Origin of the sequence: Geomonas sp. Red32 (genome assembly GCF_023652955.1) — a bacterium.
In the GTDB taxonomy this organism is placed as follows: Bacteria; Desulfobacterota; Desulfuromonadia; order Geobacterales; family Geobacteraceae; genus Geomonas.
Window position 1 is genome coordinate 142,016 of sequence record NZ_JAKLOY010000009.1, and the last position, 19,887, is coordinate 161,902.

The 19,887-nt window shown below is 64.3% G+C and carries 14 protein-coding genes; 9 read left to right on the top strand and 5 right to left on the bottom strand.

Annotation, left to right across the window (positions count from 1 at the left end; genetic code table 11):
- Window positions 1-6: 6 nt before the first annotated feature.
- Complete coding sequence (locus L4X63_RS19950) at window positions 7-1,650, bottom strand: methyl-accepting chemotaxis protein (protein WP_250680417.1); 1,644 nt, start codon at window positions 1,648-1,650, stop codon at window positions 7-9.
- Between the two features lie 448 nt (window positions 1,651-2,098).
- Between L4X63_RS19950 and L4X63_RS19955 the strand changes: the two genes are divergently transcribed.
- From L4X63_RS19955 to L4X63_RS19980, 6 genes are all read left to right on the top strand, one after another.
- Window positions 2,099-2,611: a nitrous oxide reductase accessory protein NosL gene (locus L4X63_RS19955; protein ID WP_250680418.1), complete on the top strand. Its 513-nt coding sequence runs from the start codon at window positions 2,099-2,101 to the stop codon at window positions 2,609-2,611.
- Between the two features lie 21 nt (window positions 2,612-2,632).
- The gene (locus L4X63_RS19960) at window positions 2,633-3,067 is read left to right on the top strand and encodes a FixH family protein (RefSeq protein ID WP_250680419.1); all 435 of its coding nucleotides are present in this window, start codon (window positions 2,633-2,635) and stop codon (window positions 3,065-3,067) included.
- Between the two features lie 72 nt (window positions 3,068-3,139).
- Window positions 3,140-4,852 carry an ABC transporter substrate-binding protein gene (locus tag L4X63_RS19965; protein ID WP_250680420.1) on the top strand — a complete coding sequence of 571 codons (1,713 nt, stop codon included), beginning with the start codon at window positions 3,140-3,142 and terminating at the stop codon, window positions 4,850-4,852.
- A 2-nt stretch (window positions 4,853-4,854) separates the two neighbouring features.
- The gene (locus L4X63_RS19970; RefSeq protein WP_250680421.1) at window positions 4,855-5,490 is read left to right on the top strand and encodes a hypothetical protein; all 636 of its coding nucleotides are present in this window, start codon (window positions 4,855-4,857) and stop codon (window positions 5,488-5,490) included.
- Window positions 5,487-6,668, top strand: a complete 1,182-nt coding sequence (locus L4X63_RS19975) for an ABC transporter permease (protein ID WP_250680422.1) — start codon at window positions 5,487-5,489, stop codon at window positions 6,666-6,668. The genes L4X63_RS19970 and L4X63_RS19975 overlap by 4 nt, the downstream gene beginning before the upstream one ends.
- The gene (locus L4X63_RS19980) at window positions 6,665-7,363 is read left to right on the top strand and encodes an ABC transporter ATP-binding protein (protein ID WP_250680423.1); all 699 of its coding nucleotides are present in this window, start codon (window positions 6,665-6,667) and stop codon (window positions 7,361-7,363) included. The genes L4X63_RS19975 and L4X63_RS19980 overlap by 4 nt, the downstream gene beginning before the upstream one ends.
- On the opposite strand, the gene L4X63_RS19985 is transcribed toward L4X63_RS19980, so the two are convergent.
- Window positions 7,348-8,643 carry a GGDEF domain-containing response regulator gene (locus L4X63_RS19985; protein WP_250680424.1) on the bottom strand — a complete coding sequence of 432 codons (1,296 nt, stop codon included), beginning with the start codon at window positions 8,641-8,643 and terminating at the stop codon, window positions 7,348-7,350. The two genes, L4X63_RS19980 and L4X63_RS19985, sit on opposite strands and share 16 nt — an antisense overlap.
- Before the next feature lie 444 nt (window positions 8,644-9,087).
- Window positions 9,088-9,561 carry a ferritin-like domain-containing protein gene (locus L4X63_RS19990; protein ID WP_250680425.1) on the bottom strand — a complete coding sequence of 158 codons (474 nt, stop codon included), beginning with the start codon at window positions 9,559-9,561 and terminating at the stop codon, window positions 9,088-9,090.
- A gap of 303 nt (window positions 9,562-9,864) precedes the next feature.
- On the opposite strand from L4X63_RS19990, the gene L4X63_RS19995 reads away from it, so the two are divergent.
- Window positions 9,865-11,058, top strand: a complete 1,194-nt coding sequence (locus L4X63_RS19995; RefSeq protein ID WP_250680426.1) for a sensor histidine kinase — start codon at window positions 9,865-9,867, stop codon at window positions 11,056-11,058.
- A gap of 130 nt (window positions 11,059-11,188) precedes the next feature.
- Here L4X63_RS19995 and L4X63_RS20000 read toward each other — a convergent pair whose 3' ends face one another.
- Window positions 11,189-13,756, bottom strand: a complete 2,568-nt coding sequence (locus L4X63_RS20000) for a PAS domain-containing protein (RefSeq protein ID WP_250680427.1) — start codon at window positions 13,754-13,756, stop codon at window positions 11,189-11,191.
- A gap of 528 nt (window positions 13,757-14,284) precedes the next feature.
- Here L4X63_RS20000 and L4X63_RS20005 point away from each other — a divergent pair.
- The gene (locus tag L4X63_RS20005; protein WP_250680428.1) at window positions 14,285-14,650 is read left to right on the top strand and encodes a DnaJ family domain-containing protein; all 366 of its coding nucleotides are present in this window, start codon (window positions 14,285-14,287) and stop codon (window positions 14,648-14,650) included.
- Window positions 14,651-14,888: 238 nt separating this feature from the next.
- Window positions 14,889-18,296, top strand: a complete 3,408-nt coding sequence (locus L4X63_RS20010; protein ID WP_250680429.1) for a PAS domain S-box protein — start codon at window positions 14,889-14,891, stop codon at window positions 18,294-18,296.
- Between the two features lie 23 nt (window positions 18,297-18,319).
- On the opposite strand, the gene L4X63_RS20015 is transcribed toward L4X63_RS20010, so the two are convergent.
- Entirely contained in the window at window positions 18,320-19,768 is a 1,449-nt protein-coding gene (locus tag L4X63_RS20015; protein ID WP_250680430.1) for a phytoene desaturase family protein, read from the bottom strand.
- Between the last annotated feature and the right edge of the window lie 119 nt (window positions 19,769-19,887).

Sequence of the window (19,887 nt, forward strand, 5' to 3'; positions counted from 1 at the left end):
CGAACCTCACGACATCCTGAACTGGCCGACCACGTTACGCAGGCCGTCGGCCAGGCCGGCCAGCTGGCTGGCGGCGGTGGCGGAGAGGTGCGAGCCGTGGGACGTCTGCTGCACCACCTGGTTGATCTGCATGAGGTTGTTGGTGATCTCGCTGGTAGTGGCGGTCTGCTCCTCGGCGGCGGTGGCGATCTGGTTGACCTGCATGGTCACCTCGCCGATTTGGTTGAGGATCTCCTGCAACGACTCGCCGGAGCGGGCCGCCTCGCTGGTGCCGCTCTCCACCTGCTGGACCCCCTCCTCCATCGCCTCGACGGCGTCGCGGGTCTCGGCCTGGATACTCCTGATCATCTCGCCGATCTCCCGGGTCGCCCTGGTGGTCCGCTCGGCCAGGGCCCTCACCTCGTCGGCCACTACCGCGAAGCCGCGCCCCTGCTCGCCTGCCCGCGCCGCTTCGATGGCGGCATTGAGCGCGAGGAGGTTGGTCTGGTCGGCGATATCCTCGATGGTCCCCACGATCTCGCCGATCTGGTCGCTTCTTTTCCCCAGGCTGGAGACGTTGGCCGCCGACTCCCTCACCCGCAGGGCGATCTCTTCCATCACCTTCACCGTCTTGGCCACCACCTCGGACCCCGTCCGCGCGCGCTCCATGGCGATGTCGCTGCCGTCGGCCGCCCGGTGGCAGTTCTGGGCGATGTCCCCGGAGGTGGCGGACATCTCCTCGCTGGCGGTGGAGAGGGTCTCCACCTGCGAAGCGACGTCCTCGGCGCCTTTGGCGATCTCCTCCGCCGTGCCTTCCAGCTGGGTGGCCGCCGAGGCGAGCTCCTCGCTGCTGCGGGAGACCTGCTGCATGGTCTCCATGAGCCGCTGCGCCATCAGGTTCACCTCGGCCGCCAGCATCCCCATCTCGTCGCGGGTCGCGATGTCCGAGCGGGCGGCGAGATTCCCGCCCGCCACCTGGGCGAGTGTTTCGAAGACCTTCTGCAGAGGACGGCTGATGGAGTTGGCGATCATGAGGCCGATCAAGGCCATGAAGAGAGCGGCCCCGGCGGCGATGGAAACCATGGCGATGAGGGATCTCCGGTAGCCGGCCAGGTCCTCCTGGTGGGCGGCAGTGGCCGCGGTAACGTTGTGGGCCACCAGGTCGGCAATGACCTTAGCCGGTTTCAGGCTGAGCGGGGAGACCGAGCCGACCGCGAAGAGCACCGTCTCCCGGTGTGCCTCGGGATTCCCCGCGCTCTGCTCCGCCATCTGTTGCAGCTTGACCCCCTGCTCGAGGTAGGCGAGGCATCCCTGGTTGAACTCCTCGATGAGCCCCTTCTCCTCCCGGTCGATCGGCTCCTTGCGGAAGGCGGCGACCCCCTTCTCGATGGAGGCCTTGCGGGTGGCGATGTCCTCGGCCTTATCCGCCAGGAGCTTGCGGTCTTCGAGGGTCATCATGTAGACCAGGTCGAGCCTGATCATTGCCAGGTCGTACTTGAGGTCGTTGAGCAGGGCGATCTGGCCGACCGAGGCGTTCATCTCCTTCTCGTTGTCCGCCATGCCGCCCATGGCGAACAGGGCGGCGCCTGCCATCCCCGCCAGCGTCAGCACGGCGACCGCCACCAGCACCATCGCCTTGGTTTTAACGTTGAGATCCATCCAGAATTTCATGATTCCTCCCGCGAGATAGAGGCCGCCCGGCTGGGGTACGGGAGGGGCGGCCGGGTGGTGAGCCTGCGGCCGCAAAATAGGTGAGGGTAGAAAGAGCCTGGCCGAAGCAGCCTCTCTTCCCTGGTCACCAGGGGGGGCTCCCTTGAACCCGGGGGGACGGCAAGTAACAGCGAATAAAATTGCGTTAACCTATGTATCGGCCCGCGGTCATGATAGTTAACTTCTAAAATCCCTATCTCTTAATAGGGCAGCGGCGCTGTCTCTCAGCGGTTTTTTCGCGTTCCCTGCTGTAAGAGGGTGGGGAGCCGATACTCACGGCTGTTTTAATTGGCAAACAATAAGGGCTCCCCGGCTTGCCGGAATGCGGGTGGGATAGTATCATTTGCCAGTATCATCAGATGGTTACGATATGCACTGACAACGTCTTCAATTTTATCGGAGGGAACCTATGCGTCTTACCCTGTTGATCCTTGGCCTGATACTGTGTCTCGCCGTTCCGGCGCTCCCTGCTCCCCCTGACGATCTCGCCAAGGCACCCTCCTGTGCCGAGTGCGGCATGAGCCGCAAGGCGTTCAGCCATAGCCGGATGGTGATCGAGTATGCCGACGGCACCACCGTTGCCACCTGCAGCCTCCACTGTGCCACCACGGCCCTGGCCAAGGACGCCGGGAAGGGGAAGGCGGCGCTCAAGGTGGCCGATTACTACGGCAAGCAGCTGATCCCGGCCGAGAGCGCGGTATGGGTGATCGGCGGGAGCAAGCGGGGGGTGATGACCGGCACCGCCAAATGGGCCTTTGCGGAGAAAGGGGAGGCCGAGCGGTTCGTCAAGGAGAACGGCGGGACCGTCACCGATTTTGCCGCGGCCAGCCGGGCCGCCCGCGCCGAGATAGAAGACGACTCCGCCACCATGAAGGAATTCGATCACATGAAGGGGCACCACCACGCCCCGCACGGCGACTAGCCGCTCGACAGGAGACCGAACATGCGCACCCTGATCCTCGCCGTCCTGGCCCTTGTGCTGACCGCCGGCACCCTCACTCCCAGCCACGCCACTGCCGCCGCCCCGCCGCAGGCCTACAAGCAGCTCCCCAAGCCGGGGACCAGGATCCCCCTGGACGCGAGCCACGTATTCACCTACGGGTTTGCCGCCGCGCCCAAGATCGGCACCTCGATCATGCGGGTGGAGATCTTCACCCTGGACGGTAAGCACGACACCTCGTTCACCGTGAAGGGGGACGCCGACATGCCCTCCATGCGGGGCGCCCACGCGAGCGGCGACCAGCCCTTCGTCCTTTCCAACAAAGGGGTCTACCTCCTCCCGGTCCGGCTCCCGATGCCGGGCGACTGGGAGATCCGTCTCACCTTCGGCAAGAACGGCAAGACCGTCCTGCGGGGCTCGTACCTCTTCGACCTGTAGCCGCGTCAATCCCCTCACCCACCGCTGCCCCCCTCCCTCAACGGGGAGGGGGGGTATGTGTAAAGGATTCCTATGCCTTACCAAACCATAAAAGGGAGAATAGGCGGCACGCTGTCTGCTCTCCTCGCTCTCGTCACTCTGCTCGTCCCGCTCCTCGCCTCGGCTGCGGACACCGCCCCGCCAGGCTCGCCGGACGCCCTCCGGCAGGGGGAGAAGATCTACCGCAGCGGAGTCCTCCCCTCCGGCCAGCCGCTCCGCGCCCAGGTCAAGGGGGACAGCTCCCTTCCCGGGACTTCCTTCGCCTGCGTGAGCTGCCACCTGCGAAGCGGTGTCGGCTCCTACGAGGAGAACGTCTTCACCCCTCCCATCACCGGCGAAAAGCTCTTCAAAAAGCGTGACGTCCTCTTCAAGGCGGGCTTCCCGATCTCCACCCTGCGCCCGCCTTACACCGACGCCTCGCTGATCGCCGCCATCAGGACCGGGGTGGATCCCGCAGGCAGGACCTTGAGCGACACCATGCCGCGCTACCCCCTGAGCGACCGGGACGCCGTGCTGCTGGTGGGGTACCTGAAATACCTCTCCTCCCGCCACTCCCCCGGCTTCGCCGATAATACCCTGAAGTTCGCCACCGTGATCACGGACGACGTCCCGGACAACGAGCGGGCGGCCTTCCTCGGGCCCATCACCCAGTACGTGAAGCTCAAGAACAGCCAATCCCGGGCCTTCGCCGGCCGTAACGCCGCCAAGTCCCGGCTGATGGCGGAAAACATGCTCGCCAACCGGGAGATGTCGGTCACCAAGCTCTCCCTTTCGGTCTGGACCCTCAAGGGGGATCCGGCCACCTGGCACGCCCAGTTGGACGAGTACTACCGCAAGGAGCCGGTCTTCGCGCTGGTGGGGGGGATCAGCCACCGCGACTGGCAGCCGATCCACCGCTTCTGCGAGGAACAGGCGCTCCCCTGCCTGCTCCCGGTCACCGACCTCCCGGTGATCTCGGAAACCGACTGGTACACCCTCTATCCCTCCAAGGGGTACTACCAGGAGGGGGAGAGCGCCGCCCGTTACCTCTTGGGCCGCGAGGAGCTGGCCTCCAAGAAGGTGATCCAGCTGGTCCGGCAAAGTCCTGAGGGTAGGGCGCTCGCTGCCGGTTTCCAGCAGAACTGGGCGGCGGGGAAACGGCCGCTGGTGACCGTCCCGCTGGCCGAGAAGGCGCCGGTCACCCGGGAACTGCTGGAGAAGATCGCCGGGGCGGACCGCTCGGCGGTCCTTTTGGTCTGGGCCGGGCCGGAGGCGCTCCCTGCGCTGGAACAGCTTGCCGGGGCGCGGAAGCGGCCCGAGCTGGTGGTCCTCTCCTCCCGCCTGTTGGGGGAGGCTACCTGGAAGATTCCGGAGGGGGCGAGGGAGACGACCCTTTTGACCTATCCGTTCTCCTTCTCCCCGTACCAGCCGAAGCGGGGGGTGATGGCCCCGGTGACCTTCACCGGCGACGCCCGGCAGACCCTGCTTCGCTCCCAGCTCCCGTTGCAGGGAGGCGTGGAGAGCTCCGCCGCCCTCAGCCGTGCCCTCGCCGAGCTGATGACGCAGGCGCTGATCGATCTCAACGACAACTTCTACCGCGACGCCTTCCTCGACGTGGTGGGGGCCATGATGGAGCAGACCTTCCCCCTCTACGGACGGGTCGGCTTCGGCCCCACCCAGCGCTACGGTGCCCGCGGCTGCTACATCGTCCAGCTGGAGAAGGGTGACAACCCGCGGCTGGTCAAAAAGAGCGGGTGGGAGCAATGAGCATGCGAACTAACTTCCGTCTCCTCGTGCTGGTTGCCCTCGTGCTGATGGCGTTGGCTCCCCGGACCCTGCTGGCCGCCGTCGGGTGCGATCTCAACGACCCCGACCGCGACGTCTACCGGCTCTACCCCGGCGCCACCAGCTACAAGACCGTCTACACGAGCATCTACAAGGCGGGGGGAGCTCCCCTGCTGAAAAAGATCGAGGCGCGGCTGGGGGAGAAGTATCTCTCCCTCTACGCTCCGGTCGATCTCCCCTTCACCATCTACGAGGTCTACCAGGGGGCGAAGAAGGTGGGCTTCGTGCACGGCGTCAACCAGAAGGGGCAGTTCGGCGGGATCCAGGTCTTCGTCGCCCTCGACCTCTCGGGGAAGATCAAGACCTTCTACATCCAGAAGATCTCCGGACCCTCGGCAGGGAAGCTCAGGGAGGCGGGCTTCGCGAAGAAGTTCGCCGGGGTGTCGCTCAAGGACTTCGGCAGCTTCGATCCGGCCACCGGGAAGGGGCACGGAAGGCTGGCCGAGCTTAAGAATCCCGCCCAGGGGGACACCGACTTTTACGGCGTGCTGCGGGGGCTCAAGAAGAACCTGGTGCTCATGGACGAGCTCGGATACACCGGCAAGGGGGTAGGTAAGTGATCACTCCTTTCGGGATAGCCTACCGTAACCTTCTGAGGAAGAGGATCCGCACCGTGCTGACCCTGGCGGGGATCATGCTCTCCTCCTGGGTGCTGGTGAGCCTCTTCGGCTTCAACCAGGGGTACGAGACCGCCTTGAACCGCGACATCGACAACATGGGATACCAGCTCATGGTGATGGCCAAGGGGTGCCCCTACGAGTCGGCCACCCTGATGCTGCAGGGGGGGAAGGGGATCCGCTACATGGACGAAAAGGTGATGCACGACATCGCCAAACGCCCCGAGGTGCAGGCGGTCACCCCGATCCTGATGCAGGCCTTCTTCGACCCCAACAAGGGGGAAAACGGAGGGATTGCCGGCTACTTCGGGGTCGATCCCGCGAGCTTCCCGGCCATGAAGCCGTTTCTCAAGTTCAAGAAGGGGGGGTGGTTCAAGGATCCCGCGGGTGACGAGGTGGTCATGGGGTATGAGGCCGCCGAACTGGAGCAGCGCGAGGTGGGGGATCAGATCATGGTCCCGGAGAAGAACGTCCCCCTCAAGGTGGCGGGAATCCTGGAGCGGACCGGCACCCAGGACGACGGCACCATCTTCGTTCCGCTGAAGACCCTGCAGAAGATCTCCCAGACCGACAAAATCACCACCGTCGGCATCAAGGGGAAGAAGGACGCCGACCTGGCCAAGCTCGAGAACGATCTCTACCAGCTCCCCGACGTGCAGGTGGTGAGCTTCGCCCAGGTCAAGCAGACCATCATGAAGCTGATCGGGACCGCGCGGGTGATGGTCCTCTCCATCGCTGTGATCGCCCTCCTGATCGCCATGGTCGGGGTGATCAACACCGTGCTCATGTCCGTGTACGAGCGCAAGCAGGAGATCGGGATCCTGAAGACCATGGGGGCCATGCCGGGGGACATCTTCCGGCTGGTCTGGTGCGAGACCCTGATCCTCTGCCTGGGAGGCGGCATGCTCGGCATCGTGCAGGCGGTGGTCTTCGCCAACCTGACCGGCGTGCTCGTGCGGCGGCTCCTCCCCTATGCGCCGGGGGGAGCGCTGGTGACCATCGATGCCAGGCTTTCCCTTTTGACCCTGGCCATCATCCTGGTGGTCGGGCTTTTGAGCGGGCTCTACCCCGCCTGGCGGGCCGGGAGTGTCAGGCCGCTGGAATCGATCAGGAGCGAATGATGGGCGAGGCTGAGAAGGTACTGGAGGCGCGGGGACTAGGCAGGACCTACCGGCGGGGGAGCGAGGAGATTCCGGCCCTGGACGGGGTGGAGATCGCCATCCGGCGGGGGGAGTTCGTCTCCTTCATGGGGCCCTCCGGCTCCGGGAAGACCACCCTGGTGAATCTCTTGGGCTGTCTGGACAATCCCACCAGCGGCGAGCTTCATCTCTGCGGGAGGATGATCTTCGGGCATGGCAAACCGCTGTCGGAAAAGGCACTCACCCTGGTGCGGCGGGAGCTTTTCGGATACGTGTTCCAGAACTTCTACCTGATCCCGACCCTGACCGTGCGGGAGAACATCGAACTGCCGCTGGCCTTCTACAAAAAGCCGGGTGCCGAGGGGGAGGTCGACCGGCTGCTGAAGCTTTTGGGGATCGAGCACCGGGCGAACCATCTTCCCCGCCAGATCTCCGGTGGCGAGATGCAGCGGGTGGCCATCGCCCGGGCGCTGGTCAACCGTCCGGAGATCCTGATGGCCGACGAGCCGACCGGCAATCTCGACAGCAAACGGTCCGGTGAGATCGGCGAGGTCTTGACCGATCTGAACCGGACCTCCGGGCTCACCATCGTGATGGTCACCCACAACCCCACCCTGGCCGGGCTGGCCGGCCGCCGCATCGAGATGCGCGACGGCCGGGCCTACGAGGAGGGGTAAAGCGCCGGCTGCCCTAGTTCCGGCTGGCGCTCGTTTCCTCCCCGCTTCCCCGTCTTCTGTCTGTACATCCGGGAATCCGCCTCGCGGAAGATATCCCTGATATCCGCCGCCGTCCTCGCGGTGGCGCAGCCGAAGGAGAAGCTGAGGCCGCTGCCGTCTCCCTCCCGCGGCATCTGCGCCGCCAGGTCGATAGCGCGGCGAAGCGATCCCTCCGCCACCTCGCCGGTGGCCCCCGCCAGGATGACCCCGAACTCGTCCCCCCCGATCCTCGCCACCACGTCGCTGGCCCGGAAGGCGCCGCGAAGAAGCCTGGCCGCCTCCTGGATCAGCCGGTCCCCCGCCTCGTGCCCCTGCCCGTCGTTGACCTGTTTGAGCCCGTCGAGGTCGGCGATCATCAAGGTCACCGGAAACATTCTCCCCACCTCGACCCGGTGCAACTCCTCCTCGAAATAGCTCCGGTTGTGGAGGCCGGTGAGGCTGTCGTGGGTAGCCTGGTAGAGAAGACGGTGTTCGGCCTCTTTGCGGTCGCTGATGTCGTCGATGGTCAGGCAGAGCCTGGTCTTTTCCTGGCGCCCCACCAGCCGCGAGACCCTGAGCCGCAGCCAGCCCGGCCGCGAGAGCGGCTTGCCGTAGGGAACCTCCACCTCGACCGGCGAGCCGCAGCCGGCGACCTGTTTCAGCCAGCTCGGAAGGTCGGGGGCGAGATGCAGGCAGTTCACCGAACGCCCCGCCAGTTCCTCGGGATGGCAGGGGGCCACCAGGGTACAGGCGAGGTTCGCGCACTCGATGACGCCATCGGGGCCGAGGATGATCACGCCGGTCTTGCTCTGTTCCAGCGCCGACGCCAGGATCTGGGCCCGGCGATGCTCTTCGCTCAGGCGGCGCTCCAGGTCGACGGTTTCATGGCAGCGGGCGAGGGCGCGGTAGAGGCTGGCCCGGGTGAAGGGTTTGGGAAGGAATTGGTTGACCCCGACGTCGATCGCCTCGGCGAGCGCCTCGGAGGAACTGAAGCTGGTCTGCAGGATCAGCTGGGTCTTCGCGCCGCTTTCCCGGATCATCCGGCAAAGAGCGAGCCCATTGATCCCCGGCATGAAGAGGTCGGTGATGACGATGTCGGGGGATGTCTGGAGGTAGGCCCGGAAGCCCGCTTCGCCGTTCTCGGCGGGGACGACCTCGTTCACCATCGGCTTCAACAGGCGCTTCAGCAGCTCCAGGTGGGCCGGTTCGTCGTCGACGCAGAGGACGCGTACCGGGAGTCTTGGCGTTTCGCCCTGTAACATCCTCTGTTGTCCTCCTTTCCGGTGAAAAAAGGTCCCCTTGCGGGAGAATCGGGCCGAGCGGGCGCCCGGGGAAGATTCGCTCATCTTCCCTTAGGGCACCTCTAATTGGGTTGGCGATTTGTGTGCGAAGGGCATCGTCCGGCAACAACCGGAACCGCGGTATCTGTACTTACCGTTCCGGGTTCTGAGGTTATTCTTTTTCGAGGGCGATGTAAATACACTCATCGGTGCATCCGACTCATTCTTTAACAGCTTCTTCCGATCTCTTCAAGTTGAAATGAGCCCGGCCAACAATGAGATTCCTTTGGAATGTCCCCATTAAAAGGCGGGATTCAGGAAGATTTTCTCTTTGCAGTAACAGCCTTGCTGTACGGGGTGAGGAGCAGGCAAAAGAAAAGGCCCCCGGTGGACCGAGGGCCTTGTTCTTCGAACGGGCGGTTGACCTTATTCTTTCATGGCCCGCACCAGCAGGTCGTAATCCTCCAGCAGTGCCTGGAGATCCTCCTCGTGCTCGATCTCCTGCTGGAGGATGGTGAGCACCATGTTGTAGGTGATCGGGTCCTTCTCCCGGGTGATGTCCAAAAGGCGCTTGTAAACCCCGATGGCGCACTGCTCTCCCTTGATGTTCTGCTCCAGGAGGACCTTCACGAAGGGATCGTCGGGAGCCTCGTAGCCGCAGTTCGTGTGGTGGTACCACTCCTCGGGCTTGGTCACCGGGGTGCCGCCCAGCTGGATGATGCGCAGCGCCACCATGTCGGCGTGAGCTAGTTCCTCGGTGGCGTGCTGGAGCAGTTCCGCCCCCACCGCGTCCTTCATCGGACCCTTCACCAGCTTGGCACCCAGCCAATACTGGTAATAGGCAAGCCACTCGTCGCAGAAAGCTTTTCTCAAGAGCTCCAGAAGCTCATTGACATCCATTCCAATTATTTCACGCCCTTTAGATCCCATTCAGATCCTCCTTCAGTCAGTTCGGTGAAGTCCCCTGGCCTCAAAAAAAGCCCTGTAAGGAGTTTAGGGTAAAAGCCCTGACTGTCAACGCTCGGGCGGTTGCGATACCGGCGGAACGAAGGTTCAGAGAAAACACATTATTCTTTCAAAATGCGCTAAAGGGGGTGGCAACTTCATCCGATAGGTGTCTGGTATACATTCTGCAGAACTTGCTCTGGTTGGGATCCTGGCCGGGTAAGCACCGGTCGAGGAACCGCAAAAGGAGGATGGGGTATGGTAGAGGTGGCAGCCTACGCCGAGCTTTGGAGCCAGGCGGAGGAGATTGTCGGGAAGCAGGCAGGCGACGCCCACTTGGTCGCCAAGGTCAACGGGCTTCTGCACCAGCTCTCCCTGCTGGACGGCGAGCTCGACCGGAAGCGGGATGAGCTTCGCCGCGAGGAGCGGCGTATCGAGGAGGAACGCGCCCGGCTGAAGGACGAGAAGCTGGAGGTGGTGGGACGCCTCGCCGCCGCCGTTGCCCACGACTTCAACAACCTGATGACCGCAGTGCTGGGCAATCTCGACCTGGCCCTCTTCCAGCTCCCCGACGGCGAGCATAAGGTCGCCGCCTACCTCGAGCGTGCGGTAACCGCCGGGCGCCAGGTGGGAGCCCTGATCCAGGAACTTCGGGCCTTCACCGGAAAGGGTGCCTTCCAGGGATGTGCCGTGGACCTCAACGAACTGGTGGCTGGTTACACCGATTCGCTCGCTTCGCGCGGCACCGGGGGGATCGAGGTCCAGGTGCGGCAGGGAGGGAGCATGCCCGCCGTAAACGCCGATCCTGCCCAGGCTCTGCAGGTGATCAGGTCCCTGCTCGCCAACGCCACCGACGCCGTCGGTGACGGTCCCGGCCGCATCACGGTGAGGACCGGCGTCACCTACTGCGACCAGGACGAGCTTCGCCGCCACGCGGTGGCCCCGCCGGTGACGTCGCCGGGGCGTTTCGTCTTCGTCGAGGTTTCGGATTCCGGTCCCGGGATGTCCCCGGAAACGACCCGCCGCCTCTTCGAGCCGTTCTTCAGCACCAAGAAATCCAAACGCGGCCTGGGGCTCGCCTCCGTGGCCGGCATCGTGAGGAGTCATCGCGGCCTCCTCGCGGTGGAGAGCCGGGAAGGGGTAGGCTCGACCTTCCGGGTGCTCTTCCCGGTCTTCGATGCGCCCGAGGAGGCGGCCCGGCTTCAGCTTCAGCCGGCCACCGGGGGGCGGGAGGTTTTGGTAGTCCAGGAAAAGGACGTGGTCTGCGTGCTCGGGGGGCAGGTGATCCGCCATCCCCGCCACCCCGCAGGGGAAGAGCATTCCCCGATGGAGATCTTCAAAAGCAGCGGCGACGAGATGAGCCGCATCTTCCGGGAACGGGGACTCGCCTCCCGGGCCACCCTTACCCCCTATCACGAGCTCACCAAGAGCAAATCCGCGCCCACCGCCTAGCGCTACACGCTAAGCTGCACCTCCTCCCATAACAAACGGGGGCTGAAGATCCGAGCGATCTCCAGCCCCCGTCGTTGTTTGGTATCCGCAACCCCTCCTCACCCTTTCCTTGAAGGGGAGGAAAGCGGGGTCACCTGTCGAGTGCCTGCCGTACCTTGGAGGCCAGGTCCTGCAGCGAGAAAGGCTTCTGGATGAAGTTCACCTTCTCCTCCAGGACTCCGTGCTGGGCAATGACGTCGGACGTATAGCCGGACATGAAGAGGCACTTGAGCTCGGGATAGAGGGTGCGGAGCAGGGAGCCCAGGTCCTTGCCGTTCATGGCCGGCATGATGACGTCGGTGATCAGCAGGTGGATCGGGTCGCGCCGCTGCGAAGCGATCCGGACCGCTTCCTCGGGAGTCCCGGCGGTCACCACCCGGTACCCCTGGTGCTCCAGCATCATCTCGGTCATCTTCAGGATGGTCGGCTCGTCCTCCACCACCAGCACGGTCTCCTTCCCGCCCGCCGCTTCCGTTGCGTGGCTGGGAACGACCGCCTGGGTCTCCACCGGCTGAAAGCGCGGAAGGTAGATCGAGAAGACGGTCCCGTGCCCGGGCTCGGAAAAGACGGTGATGAAACCCTGGTTCTGCTTGACGATGCCGAACACGGTGGCGAGCCCCAGCCCGGTTCCTTTCCCCACCTCCTTGGTGGTGTAGAAAGGCTCGAAAATACGCTCCCTGGTCTGCTGGTCCATGCCGCAGCCGTCGTCGCTGACCGACAGCCGCACGTAGCTCCCGGGGATGGCGTCCGGGTACATCTTGCAGTAGGTATCGTCGATGACCGAGTTCTGGGTGCCGATGGTGATGCGGCCGGTGTCGGCGATGGCGTCGCGGGAGTTGACACAGAGGTTGGCGAGGATCTGGTCGAGCTGGCTCGGGTCCGCCTTGACCTGCCAGAGGTCGGGGGAGGGCTGCCAGGTGAGCTCGATGTCCTCGCCGATCAGCCGCTGGAGCATCTTCATCATGCCGGACACGGTGTCGTTGAGGTTCATCACCCGCGGCGAGATGGTCTGCTTCCGGGCGAAGGCCAAAAGCTGCCGGGTCAGGTTGGCGGAGCGCTCGGCGGCGTTTCTGATGGCGATCAGATCGTCCTGGGGGGGCTCGAAGTGCTCGAGCTTCATGAGGGCCAACTCGGCATGCCCGAGGATGACCCCCAACATGTTGTTGAAGTCGTGGGCCACGCCGCCTGCCAGCCGTCCGACCGATTCCAGCTTCTGCGCCTGCTGGAGCTGGAGCTCCAGGCGGTCCTTCGCCTCTTCGGTCTCCTTGAGCTCGGTGACGTCGGTGCCGAGGACGTAGAAGCCGTGCACCTGGTCATCGACCACGTCGGGAATGTAATGGACCCAGAGGTGCCCGCTCTCTCCCCCCGGCTTCTTCAGCGAACGCTCGAAGAGCTGGTATTCCCCGTTAAGGGCGGCCCGCGCCTTTGCCTCATGCAGGCGGAAAGTCTCCTCCCCGAGAAGCTCCGGAAGGGTAAGCCTCATCACCTCGTCGCGCGGCCGGCCGAACCATCTTTCGTAGGCGTGGTTGGCGTAGGTGCAGCGCAGGTCCCGGTTCCAGTAGGCAACCAGGCCGGGGAGCTGGTCGGTGAGGGTCGAGAGAAACTGCTGGCTTGCCTTCAGCTTCTCCTCGGCCTGCTTTCTCAGCAGGGCCTCCCCGATGTTCTTGGCCACGTCCTCCAGGGCCTCGATGGCCTCGATCGAAAAGCGCCCGGTCCGGCGGTCGTTAAGTTGCAACAGCCCGGCAATCCGCCCCTTGGCCCGGATCGGGATCAGCGCCACCGACCGGAAACCGTGGTGGATGCATTCGTTTCTGGGGGCGATGCGGGGATCCTTCTCCACCGGAAGCTCGGCAAACGGAAGGGTGTCGTTGGTCCAGAAGCTTCCGCCGGGGGTGAAGAGGTCGGCTCCCTCCTGCGCGCCGCAGAGCACGGTCCCGCAGGTACACTGCAGCGACGGTTTGCCGTCGGGGCCAAGGCAGGGCCCCCCGCCGGGCTCCCTGCCGAGCAGGGTCATTTCGGTGCCGAGGAAGGAATCGCTGAAGCCCTCCTGGTGGAAGAAGGGGAAGTCGTCGCCGTCCTGGAGCCGAATCCCGACCGCGTCGACGGCGGTCAACTTCCTCACCAGGGATACCACCGCACCGAGGGCCGCCCGCTGTCCTTCGGTGTCGTTGAGGACCCGCAGGATCTGCTGTCCCATCTGGCGGAAAGCGTCCCCCTTGCGGCGGGCGGTGATGTCGCGCCCAAGGTGGACACAGGCGGAAACGCTCCCGTCGGCGTCCAGGATGGGGGAAACGGTGATCTCGAAGACCTTGTCCAAACTGGGCGCCTCGATCTGGGCGCGATGGGAGACGCCGAGCCGGACCGAGACGTGATGGGGACAGTTGGGGGGAGGACAGGGGGAGCCGTGGATGATCTCGTAGCACCTCTTGCCGATCACCTCGTGGCGCGGAAGGCCGCAATGCCGGGCCAGTGCCTGGTTGGCCTGGATGATGACGTGGTCGGTGCCGATGATGGCCGCCAGGTCCGGAATGGCGTCGAAGGTGGCCGCCCAGACCTCGGCCCCCGGGGCGGAGGGGGGAGTGTTCCGCTCTCCGGAGGAATTAGCGAGGGATGCTTCCAGATCCCCCTCGTCGAATTGGGCCATGCTCTGTCCTGCCACGGGACCCCCTTGAAACAGCCTGCTGGCGATGGTTGGCGATAATACGGCTCCCGCGCTGCTGCAAGTACTCTGCCATTTCGCGGGAAAGGCGGTCTTCCCCGGGCGTCGGTCGAACCGGCCGGCCAGGGTGCCGGTGGCATCGGCGGGCTAACCCCCTGATCCGGCGTCGAAGATGGGGATCCCGCGGCGCCGGTGCCTGCCGGAAGGGTCGCTGCCTCGCCGGGTATCGGGCGGATACCGGAATCCCCTCAGTCAAAATCTTGCTAATGCGGTGGGAGCGTCTGTCAAAAAGGTGACCATCGTGCCCGCCAAATCGCTGGACCGGGAGACCAATTGCGGCACCGGCCGGTCCGGGGGAGGCCGCCTCGGGGGAAGGCCGGGGTGAGGGGGAGGCCGGCGTGGGGGGAGGCCGGCGTGGGGGGAGGCCGGCGTGGGCGCTGTAGCCGGAACGGAAGCCCGTCCCCTTTACCGTTCTTGGGCGGCGGGAAGAGGTTGACGCCGCTTCCGGATACATGCGAATATCCCGATATGGACATCCTGGCGGGCATAGCGGAAAGAAGGATCCGGGAAGCGATGGAGCGGGGGGAGTTCGACAACCTTCCGGGGAAGGGGAAGCCTCTGGTTGAGGAGGATCTGTCCGCCGTCCCGGAGGAGTTGAGGATGGCCTATAAGATTCTCAAGAACGCCGGCTGCGTCCCCCCCGAGGTGGAACTGACCAAAGAGGTGGCTTCGCTGAGGCGGCTCGTCCTGGAGATGGAGGATTCCCCCGAGAAGACCAAAAAGGTGCGGGAACTGAACTTCAAGCTGATGAAGCTGGAGATGATGCGCAAGCGCCCGATCTCGCTGGACCTCCTGTCGCAGTACCAGGAGAAAATGCTGGACAAGGTGAAGTGATCGCCCTTCCCGGCTTCTTGCGATTGTTATACAGGTATCATTCGTGCCGGTTAATCTTTTTTTCGATATCAAGGTTTCCTGACAGATTGCGCTGTCGATTGATGTTACCTTTTTCCTAAAGGATCCATCCGGTCTTGCGGGGCTCCCTTTACGAGTCTCCCATCCCGCCTCTTCTCTCAGTCGTATTTTCTCATCGATGCCGAACTGCAGGTTGATTGTTTCAGCGAGGACCATCGGCATGCTCACCTTCAAAAACATGGGGCGGTTTACCCGCAACCTTCAGTTGACGCTGATCCTGTTGATACCCTCCATCGTCGCCTTCATCCTGTACGTCCATGCACAAAAAGAGATCGACCGCGTAAACAGCGAGCGCTACGACTCCTACGTCCTCGCCGACGAACTGCGTCAGACTTCGGATGATCTCACCCGGTTCGCCCGCACCTACGTCCTGACCCTCGACCCGCAATACAAACGGGCCTACCGGGACGTCATCGACATCCGCAACGGCTTAAAGCCGCGTCCGGAGGCTTACAACAGAATCTACTGGGACCTCGTGGCCGGTGACGGGAAGGCGCCCCGCCCGAATTCTTCGCTGTCGATTCCGCTGCTGGAACTGATGCGCAAAAATGGCTTTTCGGCCGCCGAGATGGCGAAACTGACCGAGGCCAAGAACAATTCGGACCGGCTGGTAGCGCTGGAACGCGAGGCGATGCGGCTGGCCGAATCGACCGGCCCTCGCGGGGACGCGGAGCGTGCCGCCGCCCGCCTGATGCTGCATGACCGGCGTTATCATCAAGACAAGGCCCGCATCATGAAGCCTATCGACGACTTTTACGCCATGGTCGATAGGCGGACGGCGAGCGCCATCACCAAGGCCGGGAACTGGGCGCGGTTTCTTCGTTACCTGTTCATCTGCGCGACCGGTGGACTGCTCTTCATGTTGTGGCGCACGTACCGGGCGGTGTACGAAACGCTGGGGGGGACGCCGGACGAGGTCTCCTTCCATATCGCCCGGATGGGGCAGAGCGATTTTTCCTCGGCGATTCCGGTCGATCGCTCTCCGGGACCCAGCGTGATGAAATCCTTGGCGGAAACGCAGTCGAAACTGGCCGAGGCGGAGCGCGAGCGGCTGCGGACCGGGAAGCTTCAAGGGCAGATCCTGGCCATCGTGGAGTCCTCCAACGACGCCATCATAAGCAAGACCATCGACGGGATCATCACCAGCTGGAACCCCGCCGCGGAGAGGCTCTTCGGCTATTCCGAGCGCGAGATGCTCGGGCAGTCGATGGCGGTGCTCATTCCGCCGGAGCGCTGGGACGAGGAGCGGCAAATTCTCGCCAAGATCAGCGGCGGCGAAATCATCGAGCACTTCGAGACCTACCGGAGAAGAAAAGACGGCGAGATGGTCGCGGTATCGGTCTCCATCTCCCCCATCCGGGATGCCTCGGGCGCCATCATCGGGGCGTCCAAAATAGCCAGGGACATCAGCGCACGCAAGCAGGCGGAGGCGTACCGGCGCATGGGGCAGGATATCCTCCTGGCCCTGAACGACATGGAGAGTAAGGAAGCTGCCATCCAGCAGGCGATACGGCTGGTGAAATCGGCCACCGGTGTCGACGCGGTCGGCATCCGGTTGCAATGCGAAGACGACTATCCGTACTTCTACCAGGAGGGGTTCGCCCCCGAATTCGTGCGGAAGGAGAACTCCGTCCTGGCCAGAACCCGCGAGGGGGGGATCTGCCGCGACTGCGACGGGAACATCTGTCTGGAGTGTACCTGCGGCCTCGTCATCTCCGGAAAGATCGATCCTTCCCACCCACTCTTCACCGAGCGCGGGAGCTCTTGGACCAACGACTCGTTTCCCTTTCTCGACGTACCTGCGGACGAGGACCCCAGGGACAATCCCCGGAACGAATGCATCCACCAGGGATACGCCTCGGTCGCCCTCATCCCCATCAAGGCCAAGGGGGTGGTCGTCGGCCTGCTGCAGTTAAACGATCGCCGCAAGGACCGGTTCTCGGTCGAAAGGATCCACATCCTGGAAGACATCGCCGAGAACATCGGCGAGGCGATGCTGCGCAAACAGGCCGAGGAAGAGTTGCGGAAAAGCAAGGACCTGGTCCTGAGCCTCTTGCAGAGTACCGACCAGGGGATATACGGCATCGACCGGGCCGGCAACTGCATCTTCATCAACAACTCCGCTCTGGACATGCTCGGACACCGGCTGGATGACTGCCTCGGCAAGAACATGCACGTTCTCATTCACCATCAGCGAAGCGACGGCACACCCTACCCCGAGGAGGAGTGCCCGGTGTTCCAGAGGAACTTCCCCCGGGAGGGGTGCCGCATGGACGACGAGGTCTTCTGGCGTAGCGACGGCTCCTCCTTCCCCGTCGAGTACTCGGCCTATGCCCTCATAGAGCACGAAGAGGTCACGGGGGCGGTGGTCTCTTTTGCGGACATCTCCTCGCGCATGGAGGCGGCGGCCGAGAAAAGGGAGCTCGAGTCCCAGCTCTACCAGGCACAAAAGATGGAATCGATCGGCAGCCTGGCCGGCGGGATCGCCCACGACTTCAACAACAAGCTGAGCGTCATCCTCGGCTGTACCTATCTTGCCGAAATGGAAGGGGATCCTGTCAGGTTGCAGGCCATGCTCCAGGAGATCCGGATGGCTGCCGAGCAGTCGGCGGACCTGACCCGGCAGCTGCTGGCCTTCGCACGCAAGCAGGTGATCACTCCGAGGGCGCTGGATCTCAACCTGGTCATCAGCGGGATGCTCAAGATGCTCACCCGGCTGATCGGGGAGAATATCAGGCTGGATTGGCAATCGAATGGGGATCTGTGGCCGGTCAAGCTGGACCCCTCCCAGGTCGATCAGCTCCTGGCCAATCTCTGCGTGAACGCCCGCGATTCCATCGTGGAGAACGGGCGCGTCACCATACAGGTGGACAACAGGTCCATAGACGGCAGTTACTGTGTCAGCCACCTCGACGCCATGGCCGGCGACTACGTCCGGATCGCGGTGAGCGACAACGGCTGCGGGATGCGGAGGGAGGTCCAGGCCCGCATCTTCGAACCGTTTTTCACCACCAAGGCCCAGGGGACGGGAACCGGTCTGGGGCTCGCCACCGTGTTCGGCATCGTCAAGCAAAACGGCGGGTTCATCAACGTCTACAGCGAACCGGGGCTGGGAAGCACCTTTTCCCTCTACTTCCCGAGGTATTGCGGCGGGCTCGCTGCCGATGGGGACGATACCGCGGTCAAGGAGGCTCCCTTCGGCAAGGAGACGGTGCTGCTGGTGGAAGACGATGCCGCCATTCTGAGCGTGGTCGGCAAGACCCTCGAGATGCAGGGATACCTCGTCCTGTCGGCGGGGAACTTCGACCAGGCCATGATGCTGGCGAGCCAGAACTCCCAGCGGATCCGGCTGCTGATAACGGACGTGGTGATGCCGGAGGTAAACGGGAGGGAGTTGTGCGATGCGGTGAATGCGGTCTGCCCCGAGGTCCGCTGCCTTTTCATGTCGGGGTACACCGAAGACATCATCGGTAATCATGGGGTTTTGGAGCCGGGGGTGCATTTCATCCAGAAACCGTTCTCGCTTCCGGATCTGGCCACCAAGGTCCGCAGCATCCTCGACGCCTGAGCTGCCGGCGTGCTAGAGACGGTCTAATGTCCCCCGAGTGCGCAGTGGGCGGCGAGGTAGCCGCACATGCCGTGGACACCGCCGCCGGGAGGGGTCGAGGAGGAGCAGATGAAGATGCCGGGATCGGGGGTGGCGTAGGGGCGTGGCCCCGCCACCGGGCGGGCGATGATCTGGCGGAGATCCTGAACGCCGCCGTTGATGTCCCCGCCGATGAAGTTCCGGTTGTACTCCTGGTAGCCGGCCGTGTTCCGCACGTGGCGGGCCAGGATGAGCTCGCGGAAGCCGGGAGCGAAGCGCTCCACCTGGGCCTCGATCCTTTCGGTCATGTCGAAGGTGGAGCCGTTGGGGACATGGCAGTAAGCCCAGCCGGTATGCTTTCCCTCCGGGGCGCGCCCCGGGTCGAAGAGGCTCTGCTGGGCCAGCAGCACGAACGGCCGCACCGGATGTTTCCCCTCCCAGATCTCCCGTTCGGACGAAGCGATCTCCTCCAGGGTGCCACCCAGGTGGACCGTGGCGCTCCTCGCGCACTCCCGTGCCCTCCACGGTATCGGCCCCGCCAAGGCCCAGTCGACTTTGAAGATTCCCGGCCCGTAGCGGTAGGCGGCCAGCCGCCGCCGGTAACGGTCGTCGAACCTGCTTCCCGCGATCTCCAAGAGCTGCTGCGGGGTGACATCCAGGATGATGACCGCCCCGCCGGGGAGGTCGTTGACGGAGGTGACCCTGCTCCCGGTACGGATGGTTCCGCCGAGTGAGACGAGGTAATCGGCGAGAGCGCGGGAAATCGCTGCCGATCCCCCAGCCGCCAGCGGCCAGCCGGCCGCGTGCCCGAGAATCCCCAATACCAGCCCGAAAGCCGCGCTCCCCGGCTTGCCCAGCGGAAGAAAGGAATGCGCGGAGAGCCCGGCAAAGAGGGCGCGGGCGCGGCTCCCTTTGAAGACGTCACGCGCCAATCCCTCGGCGGGCCTGATGGCGTTCAATCCGAAGCGCCCCAAAAGGACGGGATGCTTGGGAACCCCGGCGACCGGCCGCAGGATGTCGGGCGCCAGCTCGCCCCAGCCTGCCACCAGGGGGGAGAATAGGTGATGGTAGGCACCGGCATCCTCCCGGTCGAGGGTCCCGGCGGTCACCGCCACGTCCCGCTCCAGCATGGCCGCGGTGCCGTCGTCGAACGGATGGGCGAGAGGCGCGGCGGGATGGATCCACCGCAGGCCGAAGTCCCCCAGCGGGAGCTGGTTGAAGAAGGGAGAGCTGACGGCCAGGGGGTGGATGGCCGAGCAGACGTCGTGCCGGAAGCCGGGGAGGGTGAGCTCCATGGTCCGGGTCCCCCCCCCGATGGTGCCGGCCGCCTCCAGAATGGTGACCCGGCACCCGGCCCGCGCCATCTCGACCGCCGCCGCCAGACCGTTGGGCCCCGCTCCCACCACGATCACTTCCCGCTCGCGCATCTCATCGTTCACCGTTTTCTCCGTCATCGCCAGCCTCCGTCGCACCCCGTTCGATGTACCCTGCCGCGCCAGCCGTCATCGCACCCTTTCTATGCTGGAACTCCCTTCGCCGGGTGTCAAGGTGGTGGTATAGCGGTCCCCACCGG

Excerpts from the sequence above, each read along its gene's own strand:
- L4X63_RS19950 (WP_250680417.1), bottom strand. The coding sequence starts at position 1,650 with ATGAAATTCTGGATGGATCTCAACGTTAAAACCAAGGCGATGGTGCTG.
- L4X63_RS19955 (WP_250680418.1), top strand. The coding sequence starts at position 2,099 with ATGCGTCTTACCCTGTTGATCCTTGGCCTGATACTGTGTCTCGCCGTT.
- L4X63_RS19960 (WP_250680419.1), top strand. The coding sequence starts at position 2,633 with ATGCGCACCCTGATCCTCGCCGTCCTGGCCCTTGTGCTGACCGCCGGC.
- L4X63_RS19965 (WP_250680420.1), top strand. The coding sequence starts at position 3,140 with ATGCCTTACCAAACCATAAAAGGGAGAATAGGCGGCACGCTGTCTGCT.
- L4X63_RS19970 (WP_250680421.1), top strand. The coding sequence starts at position 4,855 with ATGCGAACTAACTTCCGTCTCCTCGTGCTGGTTGCCCTCGTGCTGATG.
- L4X63_RS19980 (WP_250680423.1), top strand. The coding sequence starts at position 6,665 with ATGATGGGCGAGGCTGAGAAGGTACTGGAGGCGCGGGGACTAGGCAGG.
- L4X63_RS19985 (WP_250680424.1), bottom strand. The coding sequence starts at position 8,643 with ATGTTACAGGGCGAAACGCCAAGACTCCCGGTACGCGTCCTCTGCGTC.
- L4X63_RS19990 (WP_250680425.1), bottom strand. The coding sequence starts at position 9,561 with ATGGATGTCAATGAGCTTCTGGAGCTCTTGAGAAAAGCTTTCTGCGAC.
- L4X63_RS19995 (WP_250680426.1), top strand. The coding sequence starts at position 9,865 with ATGGTAGAGGTGGCAGCCTACGCCGAGCTTTGGAGCCAGGCGGAGGAG.
- L4X63_RS20005 (WP_250680428.1), top strand. The coding sequence starts at position 14,285 with ATGGACATCCTGGCGGGCATAGCGGAAAGAAGGATCCGGGAAGCGATG.
- L4X63_RS20010 (WP_250680429.1), top strand. The coding sequence starts at position 14,889 with ATGCTCACCTTCAAAAACATGGGGCGGTTTACCCGCAACCTTCAGTTG.
- L4X63_RS20015 (WP_250680430.1), bottom strand. The coding sequence starts at position 19,768 with ATGACGGAGAAAACGGTGAACGATGAGATGCGCGAGCGGGAAGTGATC.